Consider the following 13,318-nt stretch of genomic DNA (forward strand, 5'->3'; position numbering starts at 1 on the left):
TACCTGTCAATTCGCTTTCGGTTCTTGATGGATGAAGTCGGTTCGGCGTGATCCGGTTCGCCTCAGATCGCGGGCGCCTTAGCGTCAAGAAACATCGCGCCGCAAACGGGACCACGGTCTTATGACGGCATCCACCCTCGTTGGCCGCGATGAAAGATGGCTCTCGCAGACGCAAAAAAGCCCGTTCTGTCGTCACTTCAGAACGGGCCTTCTCATGCGGTTAAAGCGGCTAAAGAACTAAGCGCTTAGAGCTTTCCCTTAACCCAGTCATTCACGCCGGCCAGCGCCGATGCCAAGTTCTCCGGCTCGGTGCCGCCCGCTTGCGCCATATCCGGCCGTCCGCCGCCCTTGCCGCCGACTTGCTGCGCGACGAAGTTCACCAGATCACCCGCTTTGACCTTCTTCGATGCTTCCGCCGTCACGCCCGCAATCAGGCTGACCTTATTGCCATCGACTGCTGCCAGCACGATGGCTGCGTTCTTCAGCTTGTCCTTCAATTTATCGACGGTTTCGCGCAGTGTCTTGCTATCCGCGCCTGGCAATTGAGCCGCCAGCACAAACACCCCGCCGATCTCAACCGCCTGCGACACGAGTTCGTCGCCCTGATTGGACGCGAGCTTCGACTTCAGCGCGCCGAGTTCCTTTTCCAGCGCCTTCACGTGTTCCTGAACTTGCGTGATGCGCTGCGTAAGTTCGGACGGCTGCGCCTTCAGCACGGCGGAAGCCGCATTGATCCGCGCATCGAGTTCCTGCACGAAGCGCACGGCGTTGTCGCCGGTGATCGCTTCCACGCGCCGAATGCCTGCCGCGACGCCGCCTTCCATCACGATCTTGAACAAGCCGATGTCGCCCGTGCGATGCACGTGCGTGCCACCGCAAAGTTCACGCGAGAAACCGAGGTCGAGCACGCGTACTTCGTCGCCGTACTTTTCGCCGAACAGCGCCATCGCGCCGCCCTTCACCGCCTCGTCATACGCCATCACACGCACGATGCCCGGCGCGTTTGCCAGCACTTCCGTGTTGACGATTTCTTCCACTCGACGAATCTGCTCGTCGGTCATGGGTGCGTTGTGCGCAAAGTCGAAGCGTGTCTTGTCCGGATCGACGAGCGAACCCTTTTGCTGCACGTGGCTGCCGAGCACTTCGCGCAGCGCCTTGTGCATCAAGTGCGTAGCCGAGTGATTGCGGGCGGTGCGAAGACGGCGAACCGTATCGATTTCCGCCTTCACCACATCACCCACTTTCAGCGTGCCCTGCTCGATCGTGCCGTGATGGCCAACGACGTCGGACTGGACCTTGAGGGTATCGGCGACCGCAAAGCGCACCGCTGCGTTCGCGAGCACGCCCTGATCGCCCGCCTGACCGCCCGATTCGGCGTAGAACGGCGTGTGATCGAGCACGACGACGGCCTGCTGGCCGACCTGCGCTTCTTTTACCGGTGCACCGTCCACGTAAAGCGCGACCACTTTGGCGTCGTCGAAGATTTCGTTTTCGTAGCCGTGGAACGTGGTTTTCGTGCCCGCGTAGTCCAGGCCTTGCGCCGACTTGAACTTGCCGGCCGAGCGAGCCTGCTCGCGTTGACGTGCCATGGCTTCGTCGAACGCGGCTTCGTCGACGGTGATGCCGCGCTCGCGGCAAACGTCGGCGGTCAGATCCAGCGGGAAGCCGAATGTGTCGTGGAGTTTGAACGCAAGTTCGCCGTCCAGTTGCTTCGAGCCCTTGGCGTCGAGCGTGGCGAGTTCGGTTTCGAGCATCGACATGCCGTGTTCGATCGTCTCGAAGAAACGTTCCTCTTCCTGCCGCAGAACGTCCGTGACGCGGGTTTGCGCGTCCTTGAGTTCCGGATAGGCCGCGCCCATTTCCTCGACCAGATCGGCCACGAGCTTATGGAAAAACGCGCCCTTGCGGCCGAGTTTGTAGCCGTGGCGGATAGCGCGGCGCACGATCCGGCGCAGCACATAACCGCGGCCTTCGTTGCCGGGGATCACGCCGTCGACGATCAGGAACGAGCATGCGCGAATATGGTCCGCGATCACCTTCAGCGAGTTGTTGGTGAGATCCGGTGTGTCCGTTTCACGGGCGGCCGCCTTGATCAGCGTCTGGAACAGGTCGATCTCATAGTTGCTGTGCACATGCTGGAGCACCGCGGCGAGGCGCTCGAGGCCCATGCCGGTATCGACGCTCTGCTTGGGCAGCTTCGTCATGTTGCCCTGGACGTCGCGATTGAACTGCATGAACACGAGATTCCAGATCTCGATGAAGCGGTCTCCGTCCTCTTCCGGGGATCCCGGCGGGCCGCCCCAGATTTCCGGGCCGTGGTCGTAGAACACTTCCGAGCACGGGCCGCACGGGCCGGTGTCGCCCATGGTCCAGAAGTTATCCGATGCGTACCGTGCACCCTTGTTGTCGCCGATGCGGATGATCCGGTCCTTCGGCACGCCGATTTCGTTTTCCCAGATGGCGAACGCTTCGTCGTCTTCCTGGTAGACCGTGACCGTGAGTTTGTCGGCGGGCAGGCCGTAGACCTTGGTAAGCAGTTCCCAGCAATAGTGGATCGCGTCGCGCTTGAAATAGTCGCCAAACGAGAAGTTGCCCAGCATTTCGAAGAACGTGTGGTGGCGTGCTGTGTAGCCGACGTTTTCGAGGTCGTTGTGCTTGCCGCCCGCGCGGACGCTGCGCTGAGAGGTCGTGGCGCGCGAATAAGGGCGGCTCTCCGTGCCGAGGAAGACGTCCTTGAACTGAACCATGCCGGAGTTGACGAACAGCAGCGTGGGATCGTTGCCCGGCACGAGGCTGGACGAGCGCACGATCGTGTGGCCCTTCGATTCAAAGAACTTGAGGAATTTCTCGCGGATGTCGGCGGCTTTCATGGCGTGCGGGTCTGCTGTTTTGTACGGCGGCGGCGCTCGGGGCGAAGCTTCTGACTTTTTGTCTGTAGTCACTGATCGCGCGCGAGGGCCGGGTGCCGGGTGCCAAAATGGGATTGTCGATTATACGGGGTTTGGAGGGGCTTTTCGCTGGCGCCGACACAGCCCACGAGCCCCGCAACCCCGATACCGTCCACCGGCACTAACGAGAATCACAATCAGAGTGAGAAAGCCCCGTCCTTAGCTCGCCCCTTAGCTCTCCCCTTATCTCACGCCCGCCCCAATCAATCCGCCCGCCGCCGCACCCGCCACCGTCCCGAGCGGACCACCGGTCAGCACATAACCCAAAGCACCGCCGGCCGCCGCCCCAATGCCCGCGTGCGCCTGCGTACGGTTCATCGCGCAGGCCGAAAACGAAGCGATAAACACCCCAATTGCCGCGACCCGTGCAACCTGAAAAGAAACCCGCGTGATCTTGTTCATGATGAAATTTTCCTTTTTATCGTCGATACCGCTCGCATCCCAAACCTTTCAAATTCATTATTTCGGAACGCGAGGCTATCTTAAAATCTTCCCATCAACGCCGACAATTCGATTTACGTCCCGTTACGCTGGATACAACCCGTATCGAAAAGGTCATGGCCTGGTTACAACCGCACAGCAACCACGCCAGGTTCCCGGGTGTCGCAGCCACGCCGCACATCGCGGCAAAATCCCGGCGCGCGCTGTCCTGCCCCTCTTGCTAAGGTAGAATCGAACGACCAGATAAGTCTTACCGAACGCAAGCCGCAGGTCTTCAACGCTAGCGCCCTCGTCCGCTCTCCTTTTTCTCGCATGAACACCGATCGCAACGACGCTCCGGCGGTAACCAATTTCATCCGCAATATCATTGACGAAGACAATCGCAACGACAAATGGTCGCAGCGGGTCGAAACACGTTTTCCACCCGAGCCGAACGGCTACCTGCACATCGGTCATGCGAAGAGTATTTGCGTCAATTTCGGCATCGCGCGTGATTACGGCGGCGTCTGCCACCTTCGTTTCGACGACACGAATCCGGAAAAGGAAAGTGTCGAATACGTCGATTCCATCATCGACGCCGTGAAGTGGCTCGGCTTCGACTGGAACAAGGACGGCACCGAACACCTGTACTTCGCGAGCGACTACTACGACAAGCTCTACGAATTCGCCGAACTGCTGATCGAACGCGGCCAGGCCTATGTCGACAGCCAGTCGGCCGAAGAAATGCGCCTGACGCGCGGCTCGGCGCAAGAGCCCGGCAAGAATTCGCCGTTCCGCGACCGCACGCCGCAAGAGAACCTGGACCTGTTCCGCCGCATGAAAGCGGGCGAGTTCAAGGAGGGCGAGCACGTGCTGCGCGCCAAAATCGACATGGCGTCGCCGAATTTCAACATGCGCGATCCCGTCGTCTACCGGATTCGTTTCGCCCATCATTACCGGACCGGCGACACGTGGTGCATCTACCCCATGTACGACTACACGCACTGTGTATCGGACGCGCTCGAAAACATCACGCATTCGCTGTGTACGCTCGAGTTTGAAGATCACCGTCCGCTCTACGACTGGTTCTTGAATCAACTCGCCGATGACGGCAAGTTCACCCGTCCGCTGCCGCAGCAAATCGAGTTCTCCCGACTCAACCTGACGTACGCGATCACCAGCAAGCGCAAGCTGCTGCAACTGGTGACGGAAAATCATGTGGACGGCTGGGACGATCCGCGCATGCCGACTATCGTGGGCGTGCGGCGTCGGGGCTTCACGCCGGAAAGCATCCGGCTCATGTGCGACCGCGTGGCGGTGACGAAGGTGGATTCGTGGATCGACATGAGCGTGCTGGAAGGCGCATTGCGCGACGATCTCGACGAAAAAGCGCCCCGTGCGATCGCGGTGCTGGACCCGCTGAAACTGATCATCGACAACTATCCGGAAGGCACGAGCGAAACTTGCAGCGCGCCGGTTCATCCGCATCATCCTGAGCGCGGCACGCGTGAATTTCCGTTTTCACGCGAATTGTGGATCGAGCGCGAGGACTTCCAGGAAGTACCGAAAAAGGGCTATTTCCGTTTGTTCCCGGGTAACAAGGTGCGGCTGAAGTACGGCTTCGTCGTGGAGTGCACGGGCGCTGACAAGGACGAGCACGGCAACATCACGGCCGTGCATTGCACGTACTTCCCCGACAGCAGGTCCGGCACGGAAGGCGCTAACGGCTACAAGGTCAAAGGCACCATTCACTGGGTCAGCGCGGAAGGCGCATATGAAGCCGAAGTACGGATCTACGACCGCCTCTTCAAAGAACCGCAACCGGGAGCCGGCGGCGCGGAATTTCTCGATGCGCTGAACCCCGACTCGAAGCGCATCGTGCGCGCTTATCTTGAACCGGGCGCGCGCCAGGCAAACGCCGAAGATCGCTACCAGTTCGAACGCCACGGCTATTTCGTCGCTGACCGTATCGATTCGAAACCCGGCATGCCGGTGTTCAATCGCATCGTCAGCCTGCGCGATAGCTGGACCAAGCCGGCTTAAGGCCATCGGCGCGTCCCGCCGGACGCTCGCACCTGTTGTGGGGGATGCTTTGCAACGCACCTTGCCAAGGTCGTTCATCCGCGCGCTGGACGCTTCAAGCACGTCACGCGCATCTCGCGTGTCGTGCGCGCTTGCGCTGCTGATCGCGGCGCAAGCGGCTTTCGCGGGCACGGTCGACCTGTCCTCGCCTACGCTACGCAAGATCGCCGAGAACAACACCATTGTCCTCGGCGTGCGCGAGTCGTCGGTCCCCTTCTCCTATCTCGACGCGAACGGGCGGCCCATCGGCTATTCACAGTCCATCGCGCTCAAGATAGTCGACGAAGTCCGACTCCGCTTGCAAACACCCCGGCTCGCCGTGAGCACGGTGGTCGTTACGTCAGCGAACCGATTGTCGTATGTGGTGAACCACCAGATCGACCTGGAATGCGGCTCGACCGCCCATATTCGGGATCGGGAGCAATTGGTCTCGTTCTCGAACAGCTTCTTTAGTTACGGCATCCGGATGGTGGTGAAGCGCAAATCCGGCATCCGCAACTACGCGGATCTCGCCGGCAAGACGGTATCGACCACAGCGGGTACGTCCGACGAACAGCTACTGCGGGAACTGTCGCTGAACCGGAAACTCGATCTGCGTATCATCAGCGCGAAAGACCATGCAGAAGCTTTCGATGCGGTGAAAACCGGTCGCGCCGTGGCATTCGTGATGGATGACCCGTTGCTGTACGGAAAGATAGCTCAGGAAGGTCCCGCTCAAAACGAATACATTGTCACCGGTGACCCGCTCGCGCATGAATCCTACGCATGCATGATGCGCAAGGGCGACCCGGTCTTCAAGAAACTGGCCGATGACGTGATTGCCGGTATGGAGCGCTCAGGCGAAGCCGAAAAACTCTACGACCAGTGGTTCATGCAGCCCATTCCCCCCGACAACATCAACTTGCGGTTCCCTCTGTCGCCAGAAATGAGGGCGCTGTTCGCCGATCCGAGCGACCACTCCTCCGACGACTAGCGTGACCAAGCAGCAAGCGTTGATCAATGGTGCCCCCGGGCGCACGCCCTAGCCCTGCGGCTCAGGCGAGCGTCTGGTGTAGTTCCGTCAGCGACAGCGTGGTCTGGAACAAGCGCGCGAGGCTGCGGCTTGCGTACTGATCGACATCAACCGGCGCGACCCATCTGTACGCGTCCATTTCGGGAATCATCGCGCCGTCCCGGCGACGCGGAAAATACGATTCGCAGACGCACTCTTCAAGCTTTACTTCTGCGTCGGTCACTCGCACCGCGAACAGATGCAGGTCCTTGTCGCGGCGATAAACAAAGCGCCCGAGATCCTTCAAGCGCTCCGCTTTCATCACGATCCCCGTCTCTTCCACGAGTTCCCGCAATGCCGCTTCCACGGGTTGTTCGTCCGCCTCACCCTGGCCTTTCGGGATATCCCAGTGCGACGTCTCGGTCGCATGGCACAGCAACACGTCTCCTTGCGTGTTAAGAATCACGACGCCACACGAAACCGTCCGGTCGGCCATTTAAGTGGCCTTCCGGATTCGCGATAGCGCGTGACAGGAAACGTCGGGCTGGTTGAAACGGGTCACTGTTTCAACAATGCCCATTTACCGCCATCCGGCTTGCAGACGGTCGGCGCCCAGGTCTGCGTCTGACCCTTGGCGCGCGCCACTATGGTGAGCTTGCGGCACGTACGGTCGCCGTCCTTCTTCGTATCCGACGGCGTGATGGTGCCGTTGATGGCAACCGAATTTCCCGCGCCTTCGTTGTTCCAGTCGAGCGACTCGCCGTCTTGCTTGGTGTCAAGCGCCGAGTGCGCCGCGTTGTTGAGCACCTGCAAGTCACGCTGCTTCATGTAGGTGATCGGCGTGTTGTTGAGAAACCCGAGGTTGGCAGCGTGTGCCGCGCCGCCGGCAAGCACAACACAGCTTGCGATCAGTTTCACGGCGAGTTGCACCGAGACGCGCTTGAGCGCGAAAGATGGGTATGACATGAAGCACTCTCCCTTGTTGGTATTGATATTGAGATATTGGATTTTGGCGATATCAGCAAGACCGCAGCAAGATCGCGGCAAGATCGGTATGACTGCATTATTCGCGACCATTGCCATAATCGCGTTTCAAAAAGTCAGAAACGCTCTGGATCGACTGATAAATCATGATCATCTGGCGTCGAGGATAGCATGAGGGCATAAGGACTTTGCAAGCGCCTAACGTCCGCCGAATGGCCATGTGCTCTGATTTTCAGAGCGCCAGAAGACTATCTCAGAAGTGTCTGATAGAGGCATTGGGGGCGGAAAACTAATATCGGAAGCTTGTCGACTACGCTTCAAATCCGATCATGGACACCCTTCTCGCTACCGCCCAGACGCCGACGCTCTACGAGTGGCTGTGCATCGCCATTATCGCGTGTGCGATCACGATGCCCAAGGGATTCATAGCGATGGACCGGATGCTGGCCAGACGGCCCGAGCGGTCCGAGTGGTCAGGCTGCTCCTACGTTGCCGACCCGCGCGGCGCTACGCAGCCGTCAATCTGGCCGCGCGTGATGACCGCCATAGGCGGCGCATTCTGGATCGGCGCATTGCTCACGCTGGTGTTTTTATGCCGGCAACTCACTCCATAGCCTTGTCGCAATCCGACATGAATCAAGGGCAGCTTCGGCTGCCTTTTTTTATCGTCGAACGCTTTCGCATTCCTGTTTTCGTATTCCGTCATTAGCTTCGAAGCATCCCTTATTCGACGTGCAAACTTATCGCCGCTATGGTCGACGATATCTCTTCTCGCACGGAAATCTCCATGAAAAAACTGGGCTTGTCGTTGTCATTAGCAGGGTTATGGGTTGCTGCTGCGTTCGCTTTGTTGCCGCTGTCTGCGTCGGCACAAGATGCGGTGAGTGCGCCCGCGAAGCAATTGCGGATCGGTTTTCAGAAGGCCGGCCTGCTTGCCGTGCTCAAGGCCCAGGGTTCGCTCGAACAAAAACTCAAGCCGCTCGGCTACACGGTCAGTTGGTATGAGTTTCCCGCCGGGCCGCAATTGCTCGAGGCGCTCAATACAAGCAACATCGATTTCGGCTATACGGGCGCGCCACCCCCTATTTTTGCGCAGGCTGCTGGCGTGAATTTTGTTTATGTCGGCGCCGAGCCGGGCGGAGAAACCAACGAAGCGCTGTTCGTCAAAGCCGATTCCCCAATTCATTCGCTTGCTGAGCTAAAAGGCCGGCGCATTGCGTTGCAAAAGGGATCAAGTTCGAACTTCCTGCTGCTTGCAGTGCTCCAGAAAGCAGGCCTGAAGCTCGACGATATCCGTCCGGTTTATCTCGCGCCCGCGGATGCCCGCGCGGCCTTCGAAAACGGCGATGTCGATGCATGGATCGTCTGGGACCCGTATTACGCCGCCGCGCAGAAGGCGCTGACCGTGCGCACGCTCGCGGACTACACCGGGTTGCCGAAGCCGTTCAATTTCTACGAGGCCACGCGCAGCTTCGCCACCCAAAATCCGCAGGCGGTGCGTGCCGTGATCGATCAGTTGCGGACGACCGGCGCATGGGTCACGCAGCATCCCGCGGACACGGCGGCGTTGCTCGCGCCGAAAATCGGGCTCGATGCCGGGCTTGTGGAGACCTGGGTACGCCGGGTGCCGTATGGCGCTCGACCGATCGACGAGAAGATTGTCGCGACCCAGCAGGGCGTGGCGGACATGTTCTACCGCGCGAAACTGATTCCGAAGGCGGTGACGGTGAAGGACAACGTGTGGCGGGACCAGGATGCGCTGACAGCGCGGTAGGCGTAAGGACTTTTGAAGCGGTGGCGGGTTCGCGTGGCTCGCCCTGCGGAACATCATGCGATGCTGTGGTTTCACACGCCCGAGGCGTTGAGGCGAACCTGAGGTTCTGGTACGGCAGGAGGGACTCGAACCCCCGCCCCTCGGCTTAGAAGGCCGATGCTCTATCCAGCTGAGCTACTGCCGCATTGCAGATGATCCGGGATTTTACCTCATCGAAAGGATGCGAGGCCTCATTCCGAGACCTCGCCCGCTCGAATGCGATTCAAACCCTCGCGTTCAAGCCCTTAAACCGGTTGCTGATGCAGCATGAACCAGCCAAGACAGAACGCGCCCGCGACCACGCAGTACAAGCCGAAAGCGGCCAGCCGGCCGCGGCCTTCGAAGTAACGCATCAGGAAACGCACGCTTAGGTAAGCCGCAATTCCCGTCAGCACGCCACCGAGGGCGGCATCGAAGAGTTGATCCGGTGCGTGGAACAGCTTCGGCAATTCAAGCACGCCAGCCGCGAAAATGATCGGCGTGCCAAGCAAGAACGAGAACTCCGCCGCTTTCTCGGAACTCATTCCGGCGCCGACCCCGGCGATAATCGTCAGCCCGCTGCGCGAAAAACCCGGAATCAGCGCGCCGATCTGCGCGAGGCCAACCAGGAACGCCTGTTTGAACGTGAGGTCTTCGGGCGAGCGCTCAGCGCGCGCACGCGTCAGCCGGTCGCCGACCCACAACAGCACGCCGTTCACCATCAACGCCGCCGCGACGATCCGCAGATCGTGGAACAGCGCCTCGAGCCGCTTTTCAAGCACCAGCCCGACGATACCCGTTGGAATAGTGCCAATGATCAGCGCCCACATCATGTGGCCATCGGCGTTTTTGCGGCCGCGTAGCGATCCGATAAACCCCTTGATCAGCGCAATCCAGCGCTTGCGGAAGTACCACAGCAGCGCGAGCGCCGTGCCCAGGTGCAACGCGACCAGGAACGGCAACAGCTGCGGCGCGTGTTTATCGATGTGCATCCCGATCAGGCCGGGCACCAGAAGCGTATGTCCAAGACTGCTGACCGGGAACAATTCAGTCACACCCTGGAGTACGCTCAGAAAAATCAGAAACCACAAAGTCACGCGTCGATCCTCTTTCGTTATTGGCGACAGGCACATAGCCGCGGCGGTGCAGCAAACTGCCAAGCAAACCGGCCCGATTATGCCGGTCACCAAAAGCAGCGCCAAGCCTTTGCGTAGTGCCTTTCGTTATCGAAAGCAAATCGTTTGGATAATCGAATTATTTAGTAATAAATAAAAAAGCCCGTTGTAAGAACGGGCTTTTTGTGGGATAGCGTCACATCTGCGTCACGGGCGCAGCTTGTATAAAAACAGCAGCGTACCGGCACCGAACGTGCCAAAAATGAAGACTCCAAACATCATCGCCAGATCCATATCATCCTCGTTGTTCGGCAGGACCCATCAATCTGTGTGAGATCGTCAAGGTCGAAAGATGTTTCATCCGCGTTACATCGAGCTTGCATTATCGAGGTAATGAAAGCGCCTGTGTCAGTCGCAATTTCCCCAAAAGGGTTTCCCCGTAGAATTGAGCCGCTCATCGCGCCACGCCGCCTGCTCGTTGCTCGTTCGAACACTTGTTTGAATACGCGGTTCGTCCACTTACTCAAGGAGACCACCCACATGTCATCCCAGCCTGAAGACATCCTGGAAATCACGTTCGATGACGCCGTTCTCGAACTCGCGCCGCGCGCGGGCGGACGGCTGATGACGTGGCGCGTTGGCGGCGAGCCCGTTATTTTTTGGCCGGCCGCGCCGGACTGGTCCAATTTCGTCAAGATTCGCGGCGGCAACCCGTTGTTGTTCCCGTTTCTCGGCCGCCATTTCGTTGATGGCGAGATCGGCAAGTGGCGAGATCAGGAAGGCGTCGTGCACGAACTCCCCATGCACGGTTTCGCGCGCAATCTCCCGTTCGAACATCGGAGAGACCCGGACGGCCACGGCGTACGAATGACGCTCGTGGATAACGATTTCACGCGCCAGGGTTATCCCTTCGCGTTTCGTTTCGAGGCGGCATACAGGCTGGTCGATGCCGTGACACTCGATGTCGAACTCACGACGTCGAACCCCGGCGAAGTACCGCTGCCCTATTACTCGGGTCATCATTTCTACTTCGCCCTGCCGCACGATCAGCGCGGCATCAGCAGCCTGGAATTACCGCGCACGGAAACCCGCCGGCAACTCGACGATGGCTCCATCAGTGACCCGCAGGCGGGTGCAGCGCGCTACGCGCTGGACGACGCCAACATCGTGGATCGTTTCCATTGTCTTACCGGCCCCTCTGACAACCCGGTTCGCCTTGTCACACCAGGTTTGAAGCGCGCCGTGAATTTCGACCTGCAACGGCCCGACTCGGTACCTTGGTACGCCGTGACGACCTGGACCCTGGAGCCCACATCGGATTTCTACTGCATCGAGCCGTGGGTCGGACTTCCCGATGCAATTCACAACGGCCGTGGACTGCGCTGGCTCGCGCCGGGGAAAACTGAAACGGCAGCGCTGCGGCTGAGCGTTTCGCCGGCAGCTTGAAGAGGACAGGAAGCGGGACAGGAAGCGGGGAAAGAAGCGGGGCAACGAGCCGGCCATCTGGGCCGCTTCTGAGGGCAGCGACGCCGGGACGGTAAAATCGGACATTTCGCCGATGCGCGTTCCGGTTTGTCTGCCGCAGCGTTGTCGGTTCGTGCGGCGCTTTGCGAGGTTTTGGGTTTGGTAAAAATAATTCGACGGCTGACCTGCGTGACGTTGGTCGCCGTGCTCGCCGCGTGCGGTTCCGCGCCGGTCGGCCCAGGGTTTTATCGAGTAGAACGGGGCGACACGTTGTCGAAGGTCGCGCGGGCGAACCGGACATCGGTCCAGAACATCACGCGCTGGAACAACCTCACCGACCCGAATGCGATCGAAGTCGGCCAGGTGCTGCGTGTGGCGCCACCGGCGGGAAGCGTGACTCCGGCCGGGTCATCAGCACCGCCGGCCCGCCCAAGCAGCGCGGATGCATCGGATTCGTCGCCGTCATCCGCATTGGTCACGCCGGCCACCAGCATTTCGCTTATCTGGCCGACGCAAGGCAGCGTGATTCGCGGTTTCGATGGTAAGAGTTCGAAGGGTATCGACATTGCCGGCGCGCCCGGGACGCAGATCGTGGCGGCGGCCGCGGGAACGGTGGTCTATGCGGGGAACGGGCTGCGCGGTTACGGCAACCTGCTGATCGTGAAGCACAACGCCGACTACTTGAGCGCGTACGCGCATAACCGTGCGCTGCTCGTGAAGGAGGGCCAGAGCATCACTCAGGGTCAACCCATCGCGGAAATGGGCGACACCGACACGAATCGCGTGATGTTGCATTTTGAATTGCGCTACAAAGGCAGTTCGATTGATCCATCGCGCTATTTGCCGGCACGGTAACGCACCGCTCAATTGAAGACGGGCACGTTCAACGAAGGGGGGCGTGCTCAATTAAACACAGGGAAGAATCGATGAAATTACAACTTTGCGTGACGACGCTTGGAAAAGCAGCCGCGACGGCTGCGGTTATGGCGGCTGCGCTGACGCTCGGTGGCTGCGCCGACTCGGCGAAGATGACCTATCTGCCGTCCGGTGACACCGGCTTTGCGATCAACTGCAGCGGTGGCGACGCGAGTACGAGCTGGGGGGAATGCTACAAGAAGGCGGGCGAGATGTGCGGCTCGTACGGCTACGACGTGGTGTCGAAGGATGTTGATAACGGCGCAACGTCCGGCGGAACGGTGGCCGGGATTTTCGGCGCGAACGTCAAGAACCGGTCGATGGTGATTCGCTGCAAACAATAGCGCTCGCGTGTTTCTTGATCGAGCGGACAAGGCGCACAACGTGTGCACCTGCTGCCAGGTTTGATCGCGGACCCAGCGGACCCAGCGAACCCAGCAGTTGCGCGCCGCGCCAGCGACCGGACAACGGGTCGATATGCGAGGCGAACACGAGCAACGAACCCAGCGCGATCGGACAAATGGCGAGGAAAATCCACAACGAGGTCATGATCGGGAATCGATATCAGGAAATGTGATCATACCGTTGCGGCAAGAAGTTCGCATAA

13 protein-coding genes and 1 tRNA gene are annotated in these 13,318 nt (G+C 59.8%); 7 read left to right on the forward strand and 7 right to left on the reverse strand.

Going from position 1 to position 13,318, the window contains the following annotated elements:
• Nucleotides 1-245: 245 nt before the first annotated feature.
• Entirely contained in the window at nt 246-2,870 is a 2,625-nt protein-coding gene (gene alaS, locus BSU04_RS02710; RefSeq protein ID WP_089159142.1) for an alanine--tRNA ligase, read from the reverse strand.
• A gap of 261 nt (nt 2,871-3,131) precedes the next feature.
• Nucleotides 3,132-3,350: an ornithine acetyltransferase gene (locus BSU04_RS02715; RefSeq protein ID WP_089159143.1), complete on the reverse strand. Its 219-nt coding sequence runs from the start codon at nt 3,348-3,350 to the stop codon at nt 3,132-3,134.
• 351 nt (nt 3,351-3,701) lie between these two features.
• Between BSU04_RS02715 and BSU04_RS02720 the strand changes: the two genes are divergently transcribed.
• Together BSU04_RS02720 and BSU04_RS02725 are read left to right on the forward strand one after the other, a co-directional pair.
• On the forward strand, nt 3,702-5,411 hold the full coding sequence (locus BSU04_RS02720) for a glutamine--tRNA ligase/YqeY domain fusion protein (protein WP_089159144.1): 1,710 nt from the start codon (nt 3,702-3,704) through the stop codon (nt 5,409-5,411).
• Nucleotides 5,412-5,496: 85 nt separating this feature from the next.
• On the forward strand, nt 5,497-6,423 hold the full coding sequence (locus BSU04_RS02725; RefSeq protein ID WP_179258182.1) for a transporter substrate-binding domain-containing protein: 927 nt from the start codon (nt 5,497-5,499) through the stop codon (nt 6,421-6,423).
• A 61-nt stretch (nt 6,424-6,484) separates the two neighbouring features.
• Here BSU04_RS02725 and BSU04_RS02730 read toward each other — a convergent pair whose 3' ends face one another.
• Both BSU04_RS02730 and BSU04_RS02735 read right to left on the reverse strand, forming a co-directional pair.
• Entirely contained in the window at nt 6,485-6,937 is a 453-nt protein-coding gene (locus tag BSU04_RS02730) for an NUDIX domain-containing protein (protein ID WP_089159145.1), read from the reverse strand.
• Nucleotides 6,938-6,999: 62 nt separating this feature from the next.
• Nucleotides 7,000-7,407, reverse strand: coding sequence for an RT0821/Lpp0805 family surface protein (locus BSU04_RS02735; RefSeq protein WP_089159236.1), 408 nt, complete (start codon nt 7,405-7,407; stop codon nt 7,000-7,002).
• A 347-nt stretch (nt 7,408-7,754) separates the two neighbouring features.
• On the opposite strand from BSU04_RS02735, the gene BSU04_RS45185 reads away from it, so the two are divergent.
• Nucleotides 7,755-8,039 carry a hypothetical protein gene (locus tag BSU04_RS45185; protein WP_144021105.1) on the forward strand — a complete coding sequence of 95 codons (285 nt, stop codon included), beginning with the start codon at nt 7,755-7,757 and terminating at the stop codon, nt 8,037-8,039.
• Between the two features lie 173 nt (nt 8,040-8,212).
• Complete coding sequence (locus tag BSU04_RS02745; protein ID WP_089159147.1) at nt 8,213-9,199, forward strand: sulfonate ABC transporter substrate-binding protein; 987 nt, start codon at nt 8,213-8,215, stop codon at nt 9,197-9,199.
• Nucleotides 9,200-9,306: 107 nt separating this feature from the next.
• Here the strand turns inward: BSU04_RS02745 and BSU04_RS02750 are convergent.
• Together BSU04_RS02750 and BSU04_RS02755 are read right to left on the reverse strand one after the other, a co-directional pair.
• A tRNA-Arg gene (locus BSU04_RS02750) sits at nt 9,307-9,383 on the reverse strand.
• A gap of 100 nt (nt 9,384-9,483) precedes the next feature.
• A complete protein-coding gene (locus BSU04_RS02755) occupies nt 9,484-10,314 on the reverse strand; it encodes an undecaprenyl-diphosphate phosphatase (protein WP_089159148.1) in 831 nt (276 codons plus the stop codon).
• A 558-nt stretch (nt 10,315-10,872) separates the two neighbouring features.
• Here BSU04_RS02755 and BSU04_RS02760 point away from each other — a divergent pair.
• From BSU04_RS02760 to BSU04_RS02770, 3 genes are all read left to right on the forward strand, one after another.
• Entirely contained in the window at nt 10,873-11,778 is a 906-nt protein-coding gene (locus tag BSU04_RS02760) for an aldose epimerase family protein (RefSeq protein WP_089159149.1), read from the forward strand.
• A gap of 207 nt (nt 11,779-11,985) precedes the next feature.
• Nucleotides 11,986-12,651: a peptidoglycan DD-metalloendopeptidase family protein gene (locus BSU04_RS02765; RefSeq protein ID WP_256982047.1), complete on the forward strand. Its 666-nt coding sequence runs from the start codon at nt 11,986-11,988 to the stop codon at nt 12,649-12,651.
• Between the two features lie 71 nt (nt 12,652-12,722).
• Nucleotides 12,723-13,055, forward strand: a complete 333-nt coding sequence (locus BSU04_RS02770; protein WP_089159150.1) for a hypothetical protein — start codon at nt 12,723-12,725, stop codon at nt 13,053-13,055.
• Here BSU04_RS02770 and BSU04_RS02775 read toward each other — a convergent pair.
• On the reverse strand, nt 13,018-13,260 hold the full coding sequence (locus BSU04_RS02775; protein ID WP_089159151.1) for a hypothetical protein: 243 nt from the start codon (nt 13,258-13,260) through the stop codon (nt 13,018-13,020). The two genes, BSU04_RS02770 and BSU04_RS02775, sit on opposite strands and share 38 nt — an antisense overlap.
• Between the last annotated feature and the right edge of the window lie 58 nt (nt 13,261-13,318).

The sequence above is a fragment of the Caballeronia sordidicola genome (assembly GCF_002220365.1).
GTDB classification, from domain to species: Bacteria; Pseudomonadota; Gammaproteobacteria; order Burkholderiales; family Burkholderiaceae; genus Caballeronia; species Caballeronia sordidicola_C.